This window comes from Micromonospora sp. NPDC023956 (assembly GCF_040639195.1).
Lineage (GTDB): Bacteria > Actinomycetota > Actinomycetes > Mycobacteriales > Micromonosporaceae > Micromonospora.
In genome coordinates this window covers 118942-137180 of sequence record NZ_JBEZZN010000012.1, presented here as the reverse complement: position 1 = coordinate 137180, position 18239 = coordinate 118942, and the positions used below count along the sequence as shown (strand labels likewise).

Here is an 18239-nt window from a genome sequence, read left to right as displayed (position 1 = left end):
GGGATCCGGATCACCGGCTGGCTGTGGCCGACCCGCCGAGGACGGCGTCACCCGCCGAGCATCGACACCGGCGACCCGCTCACCACGTCCAGCACCGTACGGGCACCGAGCGGCGCCTTCAGGGTCGCGTCGACCGGCTCGAGCTTCAGCTGGTCCGTGCAGACCCCGGTGCTCCGGACCACCCCGGCGCCGACCACCACCACGTCGTCGAACTCGGCGACCAGCGGCTCGATCCCGGTGTCGCAGGCGCCCACGCCCACCCGCCAGGTCAACTCGGCGCCCTCGACCGAGACGACGTTCTGGGCGGCGGCCAGTTCGGGGGCCGGCGTCCCGCCCGGACCGGGGCCCGCCGGTACGGCGGTGATCGCGCTGGGCGCCACGGCCACCCGGGCGACCGGTACGGCGAGTTCCTCCACGGTGAACAGCCAGGCCGGCACGGTGGCCTCGCCCCGGCTGGTGCGCAGCTCGGCGGTGCCGAGCTTGACCCCGGTGACGGTCAGCGCCGTGCAGGCCGCCACGGTGGAGCTGCCGGCGACCGGCCCGTCCGGGCCCGGCTCGACCGTCGGCCCGGGGACCTTGGGCCGTCCCTCGCAGGGCGGCGGATCCCCCAGGTCCAGTTGCCGGTACGCCTCGGCGGCACTGAGCAGCGGCACGTCGAGCGTGCCGTCCGGGAAGCGGACGGTGCCCTTCGCCTGGCGGGTCGCCGGGATGGTGACCTGCTCCCGGTACCAGCCCGCCTGGAAGGCCTGCTCGGTCTCCGGGGAGAACTTCGGGTCCCCGGCGAGCACGGTGGGGCTCTCCAACGGGATGTAGCTGGTCGTCCAGGCGGGGCCGGGCTGCCACGCCTCGGCCACCTCGGCGGCCCGCCGCTGGAACGACTCCCAGCGGTCCTCCGGTTCGGCCGGCGTGGCCCCGTTCTGGGCGCAGCCGGTCAGGGCCAGCATGATCGGCAGGCCCAGCAGCAGAGTCACTCGTCGACGCATGCCGGTTCGACGTACGCCGACGCCTTCCCGGTTCCCACCGGCCGCGACGGGCCGGCCCCGCCCCGCAGACGGCGATGCGCCCCGGTCCACTGGTGGGACCGGGGCGCATCACGGTGGTGGAGGTGCCGGGAATCGAACCCGGGTCCTTCGCCGCCTTGTCAGGGCTTCTCCGAGCGCAGCTCGCTGTGCCTCTACTCGGCCCCTCCGATCACGCGAGCGAGTCGGTGTGACGGGCCCAGTCGCTGATTAATCTCGCCGCACGGACCCCGCGACCGGGTCCGCTTGGCCAGCCTCCTAGCTGATGCCGGCTAACTGGGTCGAAGGCACTCCCAGGCCGACAGACTTGCTACTCGCCTCAGGCGGCGAGAGCGAAGTCAGCGCGATTGTTCTTGGCGCTTATTGGTTTCCGACGACCGATTCACGAGACGACGTCGGCTTCCTCGGCTCGCTTCCCCTGACGCCACGCACGAAGTCGAAACCAGTCACCCCCTCGTCGGCTGCCCCTGTCGGCAGCACCTTCAAAGCCTAACGCCTCGCGCAACGGGTTTCATCCCGAGCCCCACCCGGCGCCCCGGCCAGGCAAACGAACGGGACGAACGGGACGAAGTCACTCGGACATTCCCTTCCCACGCCGACCCATCGCCCGGTTGATCTCCCGGTCCGCGTCCCGCTTGGCCAGATCCTGACGCTTGTCGTAGGCCTTCTTGCCCTTGGCCAGCCCGATCTCGACCTTGGCCCAGCCGTCCGAGAAGTAGACCTGCAACGGCACCATGGTGAGGCCGCCCTCCCGGCTCTTGCCGATCAGCCGGTCGATCTCCAGGCGATTGAGCAGCAGCTTCCGGGTCCGCCGGGGCTCGTGGTTGGTCCACGTGCCCTGGACGTACTCCGGGATGTGCATGCCGTGCAGGAAGAGCTCCCCGTCACGCTCCTGGGCGAACGCGTCCACCAGGGACGCCCGCCCCGCGCGCAGCGACTTGACCTCCGTGCCGGTCAGCGCCATGCCCGCCTCGTACGTGTCGAGGATGCTGTAGTCGTGCCGCGCCCGGCGGTTGGAGGCGACGACCTTCCGCCCCTTCTCCCGTGGCATCGGCCCACACCCCTTTCGTGATCGACCCGGCGGACAGCCCGCCCATGCTACCTGAACGGAAAGGGCCCTCCGGCACCATTTGTTCCCGGTGCCGGAGGGCCCTCATCGCCCGGAGGTGACCCGTATGAGCAACTAGACCCGCAGGTAGAAGCGGAGCGTGACCCAGGCGGTGATCGCGCTGACGAGACCACCCACACCCGCCATCAGCGGGAACATGATCAGGATGTCGCCCCAACTGACCGGGGAGAGCAGGCCCTGAAGGGACTGCAACGACCCGTCGAAGAGGAACTGTTTGGCGCCGATCAGGGCGAGCAGGCCGAGCAGTGAACCGACCAGGCCGGCGACCACCGCCTCCAGCACGAACGGCGCCTGGATGAACCAGTTGGAGGCGCCGACCAGCTTCATGACCGCCACCTCACGCCGTTTGCTGTACGCGGCGACCTGGATGGTGTTGGCCACCAGGAGGAGGGCCGCGATGGCCATCACGGCCGCGGCGGCGAGCGCGATGTTCTGGATCGCGGTCAGGATGTTGAAGATCTTGTCGAGCAGCGCGCTCTGGTCGACGATCTCGTCGACCCCCGCCTCGTTCTTGTACTGCTCGTAGATCGACCGGTACTCCTGCGGATTGGTCAGCTTGAGCCGGAACGACTCGGGCAGCACATCCGCCTGGACGGCGCCGAGGAGGTCCGGCGCGTCCTGGAACATCTGCTGGAAGCGCTGGAACGCCTCGTCCTTGTTGACGTAGACGACCTCCTCGACCAACGGGTCGCCGTCCAGCTTGGCGCGGAGCGCGTCGCGCTCCTCGGCGGGGACGTCGGTCTTGAGGAAGATCGACACCTCGATGTTCTCGTAGTAGAGCTCCTTCATGTCGGAGACCTGGCGGTACATCAGACCGCTGGCACCGAGCATGGTCAGGGACACCGCCATCGTGATGATCATGGCGATGGTCATGGTCACGTTGCGCCACAGTCCGACCAGCACCTCGGACAGGACGTATTTAACGCGCATCGGGTATTCCTCCGGGTCTCCGGCAAGTGTTCGTCGTCAGATCGGGCCGCAGGGCCCCGTTCCGGGAGCGGCGAGCCGCGGGCCCGCCGGAAACGGCGGGCCGGCGGGCTCAGCCGTAGACGCCGCGGGCCTGGTCCCGCACGATGCGCCCGCTCTCGATCTCGACGACCCGGCGGCGCATCTGGTTGACGATGTTGGAGTCGTGCGTGACCATCACGACCGTTGTGCCGGTGCGGTTGATCCGGTCCAGCAGGCGCATGATCTCGATGGAGGTGTCCGGGTCGAGGTTTCCGGTCGGCTCGTCCGCCAGCAGGATCAACGGCCGGTTCACGAACGCCCGGGCCACCGCGACCCGCTGCTGCTCACCGCCGGAGAGCTCGTGCGGGTACCGGTGCTCCTTGCCACCGAGGCCGACCAGCTCCAGCACCTCGGGCACGACCCGGCGGGCGACCGCCTTGGTCTTGCCGATCACCTCGAGGGCGAACGCCACGTTCTCGTACGCGGTGCGGTTGGGCAGCAGCCGGAAGTCCTGGAACACGCAGCCGATGGAGCGCCGGAACTGGGGCCGCTTCCAGGACCGCATGGACGTGACGTCCTTGCTGTTCACGATGACCCGCCCCTTGTTGGGGCTGACCTCGTGCAGCAGGAGCTTGATGATAGTGGACTTGCCGGAGCCGGAAGGGCCGATGAAGAAGACGAACTCGCCCTTCTCGATCGAGACCGACACGTTGTCGAGCGACGGGCGGGACGCCTTCGGGTACGTCTTCGTCACTTGCTCAAGCTGAATCACGGAGAGGGAGTCTACGCCGTGTGACGGGCGGGGCGTCCCCCACGCCCCGCCGACGCGTGCGGAGTCATCGATTTAGTAGGTTACGCGACAATCGATCAACGCGCTCCGCCCGGAGTCGATCACGCACCGTCATCGGCCAGCTGTCGCTGCTTCCGCCACCGGACCCCCGCCTCGATGAAGGCGTCCAGCTCACCGTCGAAGACCGAGGTCGGGTTGCCCGTCTCGTGCTCGGTACGCAGATCCTTCACCATCTGATACGGGTGCAGGACGTACGACCGCATCTGGTCACCCCACGAACCGGCGGCGTCGGTCTTCAGCCCCTCCATCTTGGCCTGCTCCTCCTGGCGCTTGCGCTCCAGCAGCCGGGCCTGGAGCACCCGCATCGCGGACGCCTTGTTCTGGAGCTGGGACTTCTCGTTCTGGCAGGTGACCACGATGCCGGTCGGGATGTGGGTGATCCGGACCGCCGAGTCGGTGGTGTTGACGCTCTGCCCACCCGGCCCGGAGGACCGGTAGACGTCGATCCGCATCTCGTTCTCGGGGATGTCGATGTGGTCGGTCTGCTCCACCACCGGGAGCACCTCGACCCCGGCGAAGCTGGTCTGCCGCCGCCCCTGGTTGTCGAAGGGGCTGATCCGCACCAGCCGGTGAGTGCCGGACTCCACGCTGAGCGTGCCGAACGCGTACGGCACCTTCACCGCGAAGGTCGCCGACTTCAGGCCGGCCTCCTCGGCGTACGAGGTCTCGTAGACCTCGGTCGGGTAACCGTGCCGCTCGGCCCAGCGCAGGTACATCCGTAGCAGCATCTCGGCGAAGTCCGCCGCGTCGACGCCGCCGGCCCCGGCCCGGATCGCCACCAGCGCCTCCCGGGAGTCGTACTCCCCGGAGAGCAGGGTGCGCACCTCCATCTCCTGGATGGCCTTGGTCAGCCCGGTGATCTCGGTTTCCACCTCGGTGAGCACGCCGGAGTCCGACTCGGCTTCGGCCAGCTCCAGCAGGACGCGGGCGTCGTCGAGCCGGGACCGGAGGCTGCCCAGCTTGCTGATCTCGCCGTTGACGTACGACAGCTGCGAGGTCACCTGCTGGGCGCGGGCCTGGTCGTCCCACAGGTCCGGCGCGGAGGCCTGCTGCTCGAGGCGGGCCTTGTCCTCGTGCAGCCGGTCGAGGTTGAGGACGGCCTCGATGTTGCGCAGGGTCGCGTCGAGTTCCTTGAGCTGTTCGGCGTAATCGGCAGCGGTCACGACAGCCAAGCGTACCGGCGGGAGCTGGGAACGGACCGGCGAGCCCCGCCGTCGGAGCGGAAAGCATCCGGGCGAGGGGCACGGCGGGCGTCACCGGCCCCCGTCCGGGTGGCTAGTGGGGGTCGTGCGGATGGGCAGCGGGCCGGTACGGCTCCACGGTCCGCGGGCGGGCCCGGCGGCGGATCGGCGCTCAGCCGGGGACCGGAGCGTTCTTCAGCCAGGTCAGCGCGGCCTTGTGGTAGGCGACCGCGAACTCCAGGGCGCTCGCGTCGAAGGCGGCACCCTCCTTCTTGGCGTTGCGCACCTGCTCGCGGACGTGCGCCAACGCCTCGGTGTGGTACTCGTTCGCCGAGGTGTAGAGGTTGCGCAGCTGGCTGGCCGAGTGCAGGTCGCCGAAGGCGATCCGCAGCGCGACCGGGTTGCGGATGGTGTCCTTGCCCGGCCCCTCCGCGAGCCAGCGGGTGAACGTCCGCTTCCCGGACGGGGTGATCGCGTACGGCTGGCTGGAACGTGGACCGGGCTTGCCCATCCGGACGAGTCCGCGCTCGGCCAGTACCGGCAACTCTCGGTAGACCTGACTGCGGGTCATCGACCAGTAGGGCGCCAGCCGGCGCTCAGCGGCGGCCATCAGTTGACCGCCTGTCATTGGACCCTCGTGGAGCAGCCCGAGCAGGGCCGCCGCTGTGGGGTTGATTCCGGAATCCGCCATGCCTATTACGCTGCCACTTTGCTGCCCCGGCGTCCAGGATTTGACACAATCAGCACCCTGCGTCACTTCCTATGTGCACTGTCGGAGGACGACAGTCCATTAGAGCATGATCGATGGATCCGGGAGCCTGAAGGACGGCTACCTATATGATCAACTGATTACGGAGGGTACAGGACAGCCCCGGTCGCTTGTCTGTTTTCGCCCATAATCCACCTCGCCGGGTCGGTCCGGTGGCACGCGGACGGGCCCCACCCCACCGGTGACGGCGGAACGGGGCCCGTCGGCACGACACCGACCGGACGCGATGCGTCCGGACGACCTCAGCCCATGTGCGGGTAGGTGTGCTCGGTCGGTGGGACGAAAGTCTCCTTGATGGTGCGCGGCGACATCCACCGGACCAGGTTGTGCCAGGAGCCGGCCTTGTCGTTGGTGCCGCTGGCCCGGGCGCCACCGAACGGCTGCTGCCCGACCACCGCCCCGGTCGGCTTGTCGTTGACGTAGAAGTTGCCGGCCGCGTACCGCATCCGCTCCCCGACCGCCTCGACCACCCGGCGGTCGGTCGCGAAGATCGACCCGGTCAGCGCGTACGGGGCCACCGACTCGGCCTGGGCGACCACGTCGTCGAAGCGGGCGTCGTCGAAGACGTGCACGCCGAGGATCGGACCGAAGTACTCGGTCGTGAACGTCTCGTGCGTGCCGTCGGTGCACTCGAACAGGGTCGGCCGGACGAACCACCCGACCGAGTCGTCGGCGGTGCCGCCGGCCAGCACCCGGCAACTGTCGTCAGAGGAGATCAGCTCCAGCGCGGCGGTGTGCCGGTCGAACGCCCTGGAGTCGATCACCGCGCCGCCGAAGTTCGAGAGGTCGGTGACGTCGCCGTAGGTCAGCGAATCGGCGGTGGCGGCCAGCCGGTCCCGCAGCCCGCCCTCCCAGATGGAACGGGGGACGTACGCCCGCGACGCCGCCGAGCACTTCTGTCCCTGGTACTCGTAGGCGCCCCGGATCAGGGCGGTGTGCAGCGCGTCCACGTCGGCACTGGGGTGCGCCACCACGAAGTCCTTGCCGCCGGTCTCGCCGACCAGCCGCGGGTAGCCCCGGTACCGGGCGATGTTCTCCCCGACGGTCCGCCAGAGGTGCTGGAACACCTTGGTCGACCCGGTGAAGTGGATACCCGCCAGGTCGGGGTCGGCGAGGACCACCTCGGAGACCTCCTCCCCCCGCCCGGTGACCATGTTGATCACACCCGGGGGCAGCCCGGCCGCCTCGAACAGCCGCATGGTGAAGTGCGCCGCGAACTGCTGGGTCGGCGCGGGCTTCCAGACCACGGTGTTGCCCAGCAGCGCCGGGGCCGAGGGGAGGTTGCCGGCGATCGCGGTGAAGTTGAACGGGGTGATCGCGTAGACGAAGCCCTCCAACGGGCGGTGGTCGAAGCGGTTCCACACCCCCGGCGACGACAACGGCTGCTCCTCCAGGAGCCGCCGCGCGAAGTGCACGTTGTACCGGAGGAAGTCGACGAACTCGCAGGCCGAGTCGATCTCCGCCTGGATCACCGTCTTCGACTGACCGAGCATGGTGGCCGCGTTGAGCGTGTCCCGCCACGGTCCGGCGAGCAGCTCGGCCGCGCGCAGGAAGATCGCCGCCCGCTCCTCGAACGGCAGCGCCCGCCACATCGGAGCCGCGTCCAGGGCGGCCTTGACCGCCCCCCGCGCGTCGGCGTGGTCGGCGTGCGCGGTGACCCCTAGCACGTGCGCGTGCCGGTGCGGCTGCACCACGTCGATCCGCTCGCCACCGGCCATCCGCTGCTCACCGTTGACGGTCATGGTCAGCTCCAGCCGCTCGGCGGCCAGCTCGGCGAGGCGCCGTTCGAGCCGCTCCCGGTCGGCACTGCCCGGCTCGTAGGCGCGTACCGGCTCGTTACGCGGCTCGGGTACGGAGAACACGGCGTCCATCACAGCTCCTGGCGATCTCGACGGCGGTGGCGAAACCGGACCCGCAGCCACCGACCGGACGGCCGGCCACCGGGCGTGACGCCTCACCGGATCGCGGCGACGGGACCTGCCGCGATTCTCCCACGACCGACCCCGCCCACCTAGCCGCCCACGTCCCGCCCGGACGGGGTGGTCGCAGGGGCCGCTCGCTCCCGGGGAGGCGGCAACCGGTGGCCCCTGCTCACACCCGAGCCGGCCCGCCCGGCGGGCGCGTACCCTGGGGAGCCGGTGACCCGCCCGCCACCTTCCCGTACCCGTCGGAGACCGTACCCGTCGGAGCGCAGGAGCTGGCGCGCGTTCGCGTCGAAGGGGAGACGATGACCCAGCAGCCCGGCAGCTCGACGGCCGCGGACCCGGACCAGCCGGTCGACGACCCGTCGCCCGGGGAGACCGCCGTCCCGGCGGGCCGGTCGGCGCCCGCCCCGGGGGCCGTCGTCCTCGCGCTGCTCGCGCTCGGCTGGCTGGCCGCCATGCTCTGGTCCACCCGGGCCGCGATCGCCTCGGCGCAGGCCGGGGTCACCGCGGTCAGCCTCTCCGCGTACGCGCTGCCCGGGGTCATCTCGGCGGCCCTGGTCGCCGGGGGTGGGGGCGCGCTCGCGGTGACCAACCTGCTCGCCCGCCGGGGTGTCGACCGGGCCACCGTCCGCTTCGTCACGGCCACCGGGGCCGGCCTGCTCGTCGGGCTCCTGACCGCCGTGTCGATCAACCTCTGCTACGCGGACAACGCCACCACGAACGTGATCGCCGGCACCACCGCCGCGGCGGCCGTCGTCGGCGGCGCGCTGGCCGGTGCCGGCAACACCCGGGTGGTCGGGGCGGTGGTCACCGCCGCTCTCGCCGTCCTGCTCTTCGTGGTGGCGTTCAGCCGGGTCCGTGACCCGCTCTTCGCGCTCTACGGGGGTGACGGCACCCAGGAGGCCATGATCGGCGCGGCCCGGTGGGTCTCCCGCACGGAGTCCCTGCTCGCCGGGCTGGTCGCCGGGCTGGCCGCCTTCGGCTACCTCCACCTGGCCCGGCGCCGGACGCTGCGACGGGCCCCGGACGCGCCGGCCGACCGGTGGCCGGCGTACCTGGTGGCCGGGGCCGGTTCGGGTCTGCTGCTGCTGCTCACCGAGGTGGTCCTCCGGGTCGGCGGACGCTCGCTGCTCGACCTGGCCGCCGCGCTCAGCGAGGCGGACGCGGTGGCCCAGACCACCCTGGGCACCTCCCGCCTCGACAACGGCATCTGGGTGCTCTTCGTCGGCGCGCTCACCGCGATGATCGCCTTCGGCCGCACCCTCGGCCCGGCCGCCACCGGCGACGAGGACGAGGACGAGGACGACCCGACCGACGACTGACCGGCGCCCTCGGGCGGCGCGGCCGACGCCAGTCGCGTCACCCGGCGCCGCCGGTCCGCCGAGCGACGGTCAGGAGTCGGTACGCAGCAGCAGGTCCAGCTCGGAGGGGTCGTACCACTCCAGCTCGTGGTCCTCGACACCGTCGACGGTGAACTGGGCGTCCTCGTCACCCGCGAGCGCCCGGTCGACGACCGCCACGGCGGCGGTCACGTCCGCGCCCGCCTCCTCCCCGTCGACGTGCAGGGCGGCCACCGCCGCCAGCGGGACCGCCCGGACCAGGTCGACGACGCTGGAGCCGAGCTCGCCGTCCGGCCGACCGACCGCCCCGGCCGGGACGTCCACCGAGACCACCACGCGTCGGCGGGGCGCGGACGGGTCGTCGTGCAGCAGCCGCAGCGCGTCCTGGGCGGCCCGGGTGAAGGCGACGTACTCCAGCTCCTCCTCGTCCCCCTCGGCGTACCACTCGCGCAGGCCGGGGGTGACCGCATGCGCCGCGCCGGCCGGGAGGCCCTCGTCGCGCAGCCGGTTCAGCATCGGTACGGTCGCCGGCACGTACACCCGGACAAGGTCGTCGGTCACGCTGGTCTCCCCGCTCGAGGCCGGCCGGTCGTCCGGCCGGGACGCCGGCCGCGCCGGACGCCGTGACCGTAGTACACCCCGGGGCGACCGGCGGAGAGGCATCCCCGCCCGACCCGGTGCGCCCCGGTCGCCGCCGGTGGCAAACTGAGGCAAACGACGGCAACGCGAGGGGTCCGAGATGGAACCGAGGTTCCTGCTGCTGTCCGACGTGGCGGCCGAACTCAACGTCACCGACTCCCAGGTCTACCACATGGTCCGCAGCGGGGAACTGCCCGCCATCAAGATCGGCGGCAGGGGCCAGTGGCGGGTCGAACGCGTCCAGCTGGAGGAGTACATCCAGCGCAAGTACGCCGAAACCGCCGAATGGGTACGTGCCAACCCGCTCACCGACCGGGATGGCACGGAGTAGCCGCCCGAGCACCGTCGGACATTGACCGGAGCCGCTCAGTGCCCGAAGATGGAGGCTGTCGGAGGCAAACACAGGCAAACGAAGGAAATAAGGGGGACCGATGGTCGACTCCCGCCGTCCGGTGCCACCACGTCCTCCGGTCCGGTTGCGCCCCGCGCCGCCCCTCGAGCCGCCGTTCGCCGACGACCAGCTCGCCGATCTCTGGCCGCGTCCGTCCGCCACCCAGCTCGCCCTCGACCTGGTCGACGCCGCTCGTCCCGGTCGGGGACGGCCCGCCGGGCGCCCCACGCACCGCCCCACCGCGCCACGTCCGCCCCGCCCGGCCGCTCCCGCCGTCGGACCGCCCGCCACGACCACCCCGGAGGCGACCCGCGTGGCGCACCGCTTCGTCGGCACCTGCCTGGAAGTCGTCAACGGCTACCGGCCGCCGGGCCAGCTCCGGCCCCTCACCGACCCGCTGCGGACGGCCGCCGTCCTGGAACAGCTCGCCCTGGCCACCGCCCGACTCGGGCCGGTCCGGCGGCGCGCCACGCGCCCCGTGGTGCGGCTGCGCCGGCTCCGGGTGTGCCAGCCGCAACCGGCCGCGATCGAGGCCGCCGCCGTCCTGGCCGGGCCGAACGGGCGGAGCTGGGCGATGGCGGTTCGGCTGGAACGTCGCGGGCCGGGCTGGATCTGCGTCGTCCTCCAGATCCTCTGACCCGCCAGGGCGTCGCCGGGGCAGGTCGTCGACCCGGGCGGCCAGGTCGGGCCGCAGACCATCTGGTGCAGGCCGAGGGGCCCCGGGACGAGGCCCCGCCCCCGGTGCAGGGAACGCCGCGAGGGGCGCCCACCGCGTACGGTGGACGCCCCTCGTTGGTCGTACGGGTCGGTCAGTTGCCGCCGTTGGGCGCACCGTGGCAGCGCTTGTACTTCCGGCCGGAGCCGCACGGGCAGGGCGCGTTCCGGGACGGACCGTTGCCCCCCTCGGCCTGGCCGGTGGGTGCCCGGCGGGCACTCGGGGACGGGGCGGCGGGGCCGCGCAGACCGGCCGACGGGCGGGCGGGGGCGGGGCGCTGCGGAGCGGCTCCGCCGAGGCCGAGGGCCGGGGCGGACTGGCGCGGCGGCTCGGCAGGCTGCTCCTCCGGCCGCTCCACGGTCACCGCACCCGCGCCGGCCTCCCCGTCGATGGTCGGCGCGGAGTACTGGAGGCCCTGCTGCTGCGGGGTCCGGTTCAGGCCCTTGGCCCGGATCTCGACCGGCTTCTCCAGCAGCTGGACCTGCTCCGGCTCCGCCTCGGGCTCCTCGACCTGGACCTCCAGGTTGTAGAGGAAGCCGACCGTCTCCTCCTTGATGCCGTCCATCATGGTGGCGAACATGTCGAAGCCCTCGCGCTGGTACTCCACCACCGGGTCGCGCTGGGCGTACGCCCGCAGGCTGATGCCCTCCTGGAGGTAGTCCATCTCGTAGAGGTGCTCACGCCACTTGCGGTCGATCACCTGGAGCAGGACCATCCGCTCCAGCTGGCGTACCGCCTCGACGCCGAGGGTCTCCTCCCGGCGGTCGTACGCGGCGTGCGCGTCCTCCTTGAGCCGGCTGACCAGGAAGTCCTGGTCGACGCTGGCCCGCGAGCCGCCGACCTCCTCCTCCAGCTCCTCGATGGTCACGCCGACCGGGTAGAGCTGCTTGAGGTTCGTCCAGAGCTGTTCGAGGTCCCAGTCCTCGGCGTACCCGTCGCTGGTGGCTCCCACCACGTACGCCCCGACGACGTCGTCGATCATGTTGCGCACCTGGTCGGAGAGGTCCTCCCCGTTGAGCACGCGCAGCCGCTCGGCGTAGACCACCTGCCGCTGCTTGTTCATGACCTCGTCGTACTTGAGGACGTTCTTGCGGATCTCGGCGTTCTGCCCCTCGATCTGGGCCTGCGCGCTCTTGATCTGGCGGGTGACCATCTTCGACTCGATGGGCACGTCCTCCGGGATGTTGAAGCGCTCCATCACCGCCTCGACCGCGCCCGCCCGGAACCGCTTCATCAGCTCGTCCTGGAGGGAAAGGTAGAAGCGCGACTCGCCCGGGTCGCCCTGCCGGCCGGACCGGCCGCGCAGCTGGTCGTCGATCCGGCGGGACTCGTGCCGCTCGGTGCCCAGCACGTAGAGGCCGCCCGCGGCGGAGACCTCGTCGGCCTCCGCCTCGCAGGCCTGCTTCCACTTGGGCAGGATCTCCTCCAGCGCCTTGGCGTACTCCTCCGGCTCCTCGGCCGGGTCGACGCCGCGCTGGCGCAGCTCGGAGGCGGCGAGGAACTCGGGGTTGCCGCCGAGCAGGATGTCCGTACCACGACCGGCCATGTTGGTGGCGACGGTGACCGCACCCTTACGACCGGCCTGGGCGACGATCTCCGCCTCCCGGGCGTGGAACTTCGCGTTCAGCACCGCGTGCGGGATGCCGCGCCGCCGCAACAGCGTGGAGAGGATCTCGGAGTTCTCCACCGAGACCGTGCCGACCAGCACCGGCTGACCCGCCTCGTGCCGCTCGGCGATGTCCTCCACCACCGCGTTGAACTTGGCCTTCTCGGTCTTGTAGATGACGTCGGGGCGGTCCTGACGGACCATCGGCCGGTGCGTGGGGATGCTCACCACGCCGACCTTGTAGACCTTGTTGAACTCGCCCGCCTCGGTCTGCGCCGTACCGGTCATGCCGGAGAGCTTGGAGTAGAGGCGGAAGTAGTTCTGGAGGGTGATGGTGGCCAGGGTCTGGTTCTCCTGCTTGATCTCCACCCCCTCCTTGGCCTCGATCGCCTGGTGCATGCCCTCGTTGTACCGGCGGCCGTGCAGGATCCGGCCGGTGAACTCGTCGACGATCATGACCTCACCGTCGTTGACGATGTAGTCCTTGTCGCGCTTGTAGAGCTCCTTGGCCTTGATCGCGTTGTTGAGGTAGCCGACCAGCGGGGTGTTCACCGACTCGTACAGGTTGTCGATGCCCAGCCGGTCCTCCACCTTGGCCACGCCGCGCTCGGTGACCGCGATGGTGCGCTTGGCGTAGTCGACCTCGTAGTCGCCCTCGCCGTCCTTGCCGGGCTGGAGGCGGGCCACCACGGTGGAGAACTCCTGGTACCACCGGGCGGAGTGCTCGGCCGGACCGGAGATGATCAGCGGGGTCCGGGCCTCGTCGATCAGGATCGAGTCGACCTCGTCGACCACCGCGAAGTTGTGGCCGCGCTGGACCAGGTCGTCCCTCGACCAGGCCATGTTGTCGCGCAGGTAGTCGAAGCCGAACTCGTTGTTGGTGCCGTACGTGATGTCGCACTCGTACGCCGCCCGGTGCTCGACCGCCGGCCGGTTCGGCAGCACCACGCCGACGGTGAGACCGAGGAACTCGTGCACCCGTCCCATCCACTCGGCGTCGCGCTGCGCGAGGTAGTCGTTGACGGTGACCACGTGCACGCCCTTACCGGAGAGGGCGTTGAGGTAGACCGGCATGACCGAGGTCAGGGTCTTGCCCTCACCGGTCTTCATCTCGGCGATGTTGCCGAAGTGCAGCGCCGCCCCACCCATCACCTGGACGTCGTACGGTCGCTGGCCGAGCACCCGGGCCGCCGCCTCCCGGCACACCGCGAACGCCTCGGGCAGGAGGTCGTCGAGGGACTCCCCGTCGGCGATCCGCTCCTTGAAGTGGTCGGTCATGCCGCGCAGCTCGTCGTCGGTGAGGTTGACGTACTCGTCCTCGATCGAGCTGACGGCGACGGCGATGGCCTTCAACCGGCGCACCATGCGGCCCTCGCCGGCGCGAAGAACCTTTTCCAGAATCGACACGGATCAACGCTCCCCTAGACAGTCTCGAACCATCGTAGGCGTTCCACCGGCCCTATGGTCACTGGTGGCGTACGTGAGCTCCCCGGAAACCGGCACAAGACACGCGTCACGACCGTGTGCACGGGATTATCCGGTTACGCCCAGCGCGAACGGTCGGGCACGATGGCCCGGTGGAGCCTGTGGAGATCACCGAGGACGGCCTGCTGCTGCGCCCGTGGCGTCCCACCGACGCCGCCGACGTGCACCGGGCCTGCCAGGACCCGGACATCCAGCGCTGGACGACGGTGCCCCGGCCGTACCTGCCCGAGCACGCGCACGCCTTCGTGACCGACGTCGCACCGGGGGGCTGGGCCGACGGCACCTCGGCGGCCTTCGCCGTCTGCGACGCCGACAGCGGCGAGCTGCTCGGTTCCTGCGGGCTGGTGAGCATCGACCGCGGCCTGCGCTCCGGCGAGATCGGGTACTGGACCGCCCCGTGGGCCCGGCGACGCAACCTCGCCGCCCGGGCGACCCGGGCGGTGGCCCGGTGGGCGTTCGACCGGCTGGAGCTGCGCCGGATCATCTGGCAGGCCGGCCTGGGCAACCACGCCTCCCGGCTGGCCGCGCTGCGCGCCGGCTTCCGGATCGAGGGCCGGCTCCGGCTGGCCGCACCACCGCCCGAGGGCCCCGCGGACGGCTGGATCGGCTCGCTGCTGCCCGGCGAGGTACCGGAGCCCGGAACGCCGGGCCCGGCCGGACCGGGCACCCTGGCGGCCCGCCGGGCGGCCGTCTTCGGTCGGCCGCACCCCGACCTGTTCGCCACCGTCGGCGCGGTCGAACTACGGCTGCGCGCGATGGACGAGCGGGACCTGGACGCCCTCGTGGTCACCTGCCAGGATCCGGAGACGGTCCGCTGGACCAGCGTGCCCGACCCGTACCGGCGATCGGATGCCGAGTCGTACCTCGCCTACCACCGGTCGACCTGGGCCGACGGGCGGGCCGCCTGCTTCACCGTCGCGGACCCCGACGACGCCTACGTGGCCAACGTCGACCTGCGCATCTCACCAGTGGACCCGGCGCTGGCCGACGTCGGCTTCCTCACCGCACCGCACGCGCGCGGCCGTGGCTACCTGCCGGCCGCCCTGGCGGCGGTCGCCACCTGGGGGTTCACCACTCTCGGGCTGGCCCGTGTCGAGTGGCGGGCCAACGTCGGCAACACCGCCTCCCGGCGGGCCGCCGAGAAGGCCGGCTTCCGGATGGAGGGCATCTCCCGGGCGGCCATCACCCACCGCGACACGCGCGCCGACGCCTGGGTGGGCGCGCTGCTCGCCGCCGACCAGACCGGCCGGTGAGACGCGGGACCAGACCGGCCGGTGAGACGCGGGACCATTCCGGCGGGTGAGACGCGGAACCAGACCGGCCGGTGGGACGCGGGAGCATGCCGGCCGGTGAGACGCGGGACCATGCGGCGGCCGGACGACGACCATGATCCGAGACCGAACGGGGAGCGGGATGGAACGACAGGTGATCGAGGGCGACGGGGTACGGCTGCGGCCGTACCGGGACGACGACGTCGCGGACCTGGTGGCCGGCTGCGACGACCCGCTCGTGCGGCAGTTCCTCGACGGGCTGCCCAGCCCGTACACCGAGGCGGACGCCCGGTGGTGGGTCGGCGAGGGCGCCCCGGCGGTCTGGGCCAACGGCGGGATGGCGTACGCCGTCGCCGACCCGGACTCCGACCGGTTCCTCGGCGCGGTGGGCGTCGACCGGCTGGTGCCGATGCGCCGGCAGGCCGAGATCGGTTACTGGGTGGCCCCCTGGGCCCGGGGCCGGGGTGTGGCCACCGCCGCCACCCGGGCGCTGACCGGGCACGCCTTCGCCAGCGGCCTGGTCCGACTGGAGCTGTTCACCCGCGAGGAGAACGTGGCGAGCCAGCGGGTCGCGCTCGCCGCCGGCTACCGGCACGAGGGGGTACGCCGGGCCGCCAGCCCGCAGCGCGGCGGCGGACGCCGCGACTCGATCGCCTGGGTACGCCTCGCCGACGACCCGCCCGGACCGACGCACCGGCTCCTGCCGGACCTCCCGCCGAACGGACTCACCGACGGCGTGGTCGCCCTGCGCCCCACCGGGGCCGACGACGTGGACCTGATGCACCGGCTGCACACCCTCCCCGAGGTGGTCGCCAACCGGGTGCCGCCGGAGCCGCCGGGCCGGGCCGAGACCGAGCGGCGGTGCCGGAGGGCGGCGAGCAGCTGGCTGATCGGTACGGTGGCCGACCTGGTCGTGGTCGACGTGGCCACCGGCGAGGCGGGTGGCGGCCTCGCCCTGCGGTACGACGAACCGCTCACCGGCCAGGCCATGCTCGGCGCGAGCATGCTGCCCGACTGGCGGGGGCGCGGCCTGCTCACCCGAGCGGTACGCCTGGTGGTCGACTGGGCCTTCGACACGGTGGGCGTCGCCCGGCTCTGGGCCGGCTGCCGGCCGGAGAACGTGGCACCGCAACGGGTACTGGAGAAGGTGGGCTTCCGCCGGGAGGGTGTCCAGCGCGGTCGTCTGCCCGGCCCGGAGGGCACCCGCGTCGATTCCGTGATCTACGCGCTCCTGCCCACCGACCGCAGCTGACGGCCGCGCCGTCCCGGCGTCGGCCACGGGGGCGACAGCGGACTCGACGACCGGTGTCGCCGCCGACGACCTGATCGACCGGGAGGGCAGCGGTGGGGAGAGGTGGGGGTCGCGGGTGGGCGACCCCCACCGGACGGACTCAGATGTCCAGGGAGATCAGGCCGTAGTCGTAGGCGTGGCGGCGGTAGACCACGCACGGGCGGCCCGACTCCTTGTTGTGGAACAGGTAGAAGTCGTGCCCGACGAGCTCCATCTCGAAGAGAGCGTCGTCGACGGTCATCGGCTGGGCGGGGTGCACCTTCTCCCGCGCGATGTGCCAGGGCTGGTCGTCGGGCTCCTCGTCCCGCTCGGCGACCGCGGTGGCCGTGCTGGGCGCGCTGGTGGAGAAGGTGGGCTCACCGAGATCCGCGACCGGCAGTCCGGCCGTGGCGGCGGCGACCGAGATCGGCGCGTGTCGTCCCCGGTGGACACGGCGGCGGTCGGCCGCCCGGCGGAGCCGGGTGTCCAACTTCGCGATGGCCGCGTCGAGCGCGCTGTAGAAGTCGTTGGTGCAGGCCTCCGCCCGGACCACCGGCCCGCGCGACACACAGGTGATCTCGACGCGCTGGCAGTGGTCCGCCTGGCGTGGGTTCCGCTCGTGGAACAACTCGACGTCGACGCGGATGATCTTGTGATCGTAACGCTCGATCTTCGCGAGTTTCTCTGCTACGTGCACCCGGTAATGGTCCGGCACTTCGACGTTACGGCCCTTGACCACGATGTCCACGTGACCTCCCTTGATCGGATGGTCTTCAGATCCGGATCCGGCCGACTCGGGGGGCATCCCTGCGGCGTCGACCGGTTGGTACGGCTACGCCTCCTTCCACGCCGGGAGCGGTGGATGGGAACCCTCCTACCCCCGACACCGAAACGCTAACTCCTCCTCGCCGAGCAGTCACCCCCAGTTGTCCTGGCGGACCAGAGAATTTCACAGCTCGGTCACCATGGGGTGAAACGGAACCACGGAGAGTCACTATGGTGAGTGTTTCCTGGTCGCCGCGAGCACCGCCGCCACGGCCGGCGGCAGTCCGGCCGCACCGAGCACGCGCCCGACCGCCGCCAGGGTGGCCCCCGTGGTGAGGATGTCGTCGAGCACCACCACCGTGCCGCTGCGGTCGACCGGGCCGGTGGGGGGCCACGCCCGCAGCCGGAAGGCCGAGGCCGCAGCCACAGCCCGGCCGGCGCTGTCCAGCCCCACCGAGTCCGGCCGGGGCAGGGCGCGCACCGGCCGCCGCACCCGCACCGGCCAGCCGGCCGCCCGCAGCCGGGCCGCGGTGTGCCGGGCCAGCCGGCCGAGGTGGTCGCCGTAGCGGGCGCGCGCCGCGGCGGCCGTGTCCGGCACCGGCACCAGCAACACCGGCCGGACCTCGCCGACCGCCACCGCCACCACCTCCGCCAGCAGCCCGCCCAGCGGCCGGGCCAGGCCGTGCCGGCCCCGTTCCTTGTACGCCAGCAGCGCCTCCCGCAGCACCCCGTCGTACGCGCCGAGGGCGACACAGGGCGGCAGGCCGACGGGGGCGGGCTCGGGGCGCACCGGAACGGGCCGCAGCGCGCCCAGCGTGGCGACGCAGTCGGCGCAGCAGCCGTGCCGCAGCGGGACCCGCCGGGCCCGACAGCCGGCGCACTCCACCGGCAGCACCAGGTCGGCGAGGTCCGCCCAGAGGCCGCCCGGCATGCGGA

The 18239-nt window shown here is 71.8% G+C and carries 16 protein-coding genes and 1 other RNA gene; 5 read left to right on the top strand and 12 right to left on the bottom strand.

Features of this window, described 5'->3' with window-relative positions; all coding sequences use genetic code 11:
- Nucleotides 1-47: 47 nt before the first annotated feature.
- The 8 genes from AB0F58_RS22475 to pruA form a co-directional block, all read right to left on the bottom strand.
- Nucleotides 48-983: a hypothetical protein gene (locus AB0F58_RS22475; protein ID WP_357146105.1), complete on the bottom strand. Its 936-nt coding sequence runs from the start codon at nt 981-983 to the stop codon at nt 48-50.
- Between the two features lie 114 nt (nt 984-1097).
- Nucleotides 1098-1473, bottom strand: a transfer-messenger RNA (tmRNA) gene (gene ssrA / locus AB0F58_RS22470).
- A 117-nt stretch (nt 1474-1590) separates the two neighbouring features.
- Nucleotides 1591-2070 (bottom strand): SsrA-binding protein SmpB, encoded by a 480-nt coding sequence (gene smpB / locus AB0F58_RS22465; RefSeq protein WP_357146103.1) that lies wholly within the window; start codon nt 2068-2070, stop codon nt 1591-1593.
- A gap of 132 nt (nt 2071-2202) precedes the next feature.
- Nucleotides 2203-3078, bottom strand: coding sequence for a permease-like cell division protein FtsX (gene ftsX, locus AB0F58_RS22460; protein ID WP_357146100.1), 876 nt, complete (start codon nt 3076-3078; stop codon nt 2203-2205).
- Nucleotides 3079-3187: 109 nt separating this feature from the next.
- On the bottom strand, nt 3188-3868 hold the full coding sequence (gene ftsE, locus AB0F58_RS22455; protein WP_088980521.1) for a cell division ATP-binding protein FtsE: 681 nt from the start codon (nt 3866-3868) through the stop codon (nt 3188-3190).
- A gap of 119 nt (nt 3869-3987) precedes the next feature.
- A complete protein-coding gene (prfB, locus tag AB0F58_RS22450) occupies nt 3988-5109 on the bottom strand; it encodes a peptide chain release factor 2 (protein ID WP_357146097.1) in 1122 nt (373 codons plus the stop codon).
- Between the two features lie 190 nt (nt 5110-5299).
- Entirely contained in the window at nt 5300-5818 is a 519-nt protein-coding gene (locus AB0F58_RS22445; protein ID WP_357146094.1) for a helix-turn-helix transcriptional regulator, read from the bottom strand.
- Between the two features lie 320 nt (nt 5819-6138).
- Nucleotides 6139-7767: an L-glutamate gamma-semialdehyde dehydrogenase gene (gene pruA / locus AB0F58_RS22440; protein ID WP_357146091.1), complete on the bottom strand. Its 1629-nt coding sequence runs from the start codon at nt 7765-7767 to the stop codon at nt 6139-6141.
- A gap of 356 nt (nt 7768-8123) precedes the next feature.
- Here pruA and AB0F58_RS22435 point away from each other — a divergent pair, with 356 nt between their 5' ends.
- Nucleotides 8124-9143: a hypothetical protein gene (locus AB0F58_RS22435; protein WP_357146088.1), complete on the top strand. Its 1020-nt coding sequence runs from the start codon at nt 8124-8126 to the stop codon at nt 9141-9143.
- Nucleotides 9144-9212: 69 nt separating this feature from the next.
- On the opposite strand, the gene AB0F58_RS22430 is transcribed toward AB0F58_RS22435, so the two are convergent.
- Nucleotides 9213-9722 carry a hypothetical protein gene (locus tag AB0F58_RS22430; RefSeq protein WP_357146085.1) on the bottom strand — a complete coding sequence of 170 codons (510 nt, stop codon included), beginning with the start codon at nt 9720-9722 and terminating at the stop codon, nt 9213-9215.
- 178 nt (nt 9723-9900) lie between these two features.
- Between AB0F58_RS22430 and AB0F58_RS22425 the strand changes: the two genes are divergently transcribed.
- A complete protein-coding gene (locus AB0F58_RS22425) occupies nt 9901-10131 on the top strand; it encodes a helix-turn-helix domain-containing protein (RefSeq protein ID WP_357146083.1) in 231 nt (76 codons plus the stop codon).
- 100 nt (nt 10132-10231) lie between these two features.
- Nucleotides 10232-10828, top strand: a complete 597-nt coding sequence (locus AB0F58_RS22420) for an Rv3235 family protein (RefSeq protein WP_357146080.1) — start codon at nt 10232-10234, stop codon at nt 10826-10828.
- A 172-nt stretch (nt 10829-11000) separates the two neighbouring features.
- Here the strand turns inward: AB0F58_RS22420 and secA are convergent, their stop codons facing one another.
- Complete coding sequence (gene secA / locus AB0F58_RS22415; protein ID WP_357146078.1) at nt 11001-13919, bottom strand: preprotein translocase subunit SecA; 2919 nt, start codon at nt 13917-13919, stop codon at nt 11001-11003.
- Nucleotides 13920-14089: 170 nt separating this feature from the next.
- Here secA and AB0F58_RS22410 point away from each other — a divergent pair, with 170 nt between their 5' ends.
- Both AB0F58_RS22410 and AB0F58_RS22405 read left to right on the top strand, forming a co-directional pair.
- Nucleotides 14090-15250 carry a GNAT family N-acetyltransferase gene (locus tag AB0F58_RS22410; protein ID WP_357146076.1) on the top strand — a complete coding sequence of 387 codons (1161 nt, stop codon included), beginning with the start codon at nt 14090-14092 and terminating at the stop codon, nt 15248-15250.
- A gap of 160 nt (nt 15251-15410) precedes the next feature.
- Nucleotides 15411-16520, top strand: a complete 1110-nt coding sequence (locus tag AB0F58_RS22405; RefSeq protein ID WP_357146073.1) for a GNAT family N-acetyltransferase — start codon at nt 15411-15413, stop codon at nt 16518-16520.
- Between the two features lie 139 nt (nt 16521-16659).
- Here AB0F58_RS22405 and raiA read toward each other — a convergent pair whose 3' ends face one another.
- On the bottom strand, nt 16660-17286 hold the full coding sequence (gene raiA, locus AB0F58_RS22400) for a ribosome-associated translation inhibitor RaiA (protein ID WP_357146070.1): 627 nt from the start codon (nt 17284-17286) through the stop codon (nt 16660-16662).
- A gap of 246 nt (nt 17287-17532) precedes the next feature.
- On the bottom strand, nt 17533-18234 hold the full coding sequence (locus AB0F58_RS22395; RefSeq protein WP_357146066.1) for a ComF family protein: 702 nt from the start codon (nt 18232-18234) through the stop codon (nt 17533-17535).
- Nucleotides 18235-18239: the final 5 nt, after the last annotated feature.

Bases quoted from the DNA above. Each gene is read 5' to 3' on its own strand.
- pruA (WP_357146091.1), bottom strand. From the start codon at position 7,767: ATGGACGCCGTGTTCTCCGTACCCGAGCCGCGTAACGAGCCGGTACGC.
- AB0F58_RS22420 (WP_357146080.1), top strand. From the start codon at position 10,232: ATGGTCGACTCCCGCCGTCCGGTGCCACCACGTCCTCCGGTCCGGTTG.
- AB0F58_RS22395 (WP_357146066.1), bottom strand. From the start codon at position 18,234: ATGCCGGGCGGCCTCTGGGCGGACCTCGCCGACCTGGTGCTGCCGGTG.
- AB0F58_RS22475 (WP_357146105.1), bottom strand. From the start codon at position 983: ATGCGTCGACGAGTGACTCTGCTGCTGGGCCTGCCGATCATGCTGGCC.
- ftsX (WP_357146100.1), bottom strand. From the start codon at position 3,078: ATGCGCGTTAAATACGTCCTGTCCGAGGTGCTGGTCGGACTGTGGCGC.
- AB0F58_RS22425 (WP_357146083.1), top strand. From the start codon at position 9,901: ATGGAACCGAGGTTCCTGCTGCTGTCCGACGTGGCGGCCGAACTCAAC.
- AB0F58_RS22405 (WP_357146073.1), top strand. From the start codon at position 15,411: ATGGAACGACAGGTGATCGAGGGCGACGGGGTACGGCTGCGGCCGTAC.
- smpB (WP_357146103.1), bottom strand. From the start codon at position 2,070: ATGCCACGGGAGAAGGGGCGGAAGGTCGTCGCCTCCAACCGCCGGGCG.
- AB0F58_RS22445 (WP_357146094.1), bottom strand. From the start codon at position 5,818: ATGGCGGATTCCGGAATCAACCCCACAGCGGCGGCCCTGCTCGGGCTG.
- AB0F58_RS22435 (WP_357146088.1), top strand. From the start codon at position 8,124: ATGACCCAGCAGCCCGGCAGCTCGACGGCCGCGGACCCGGACCAGCCG.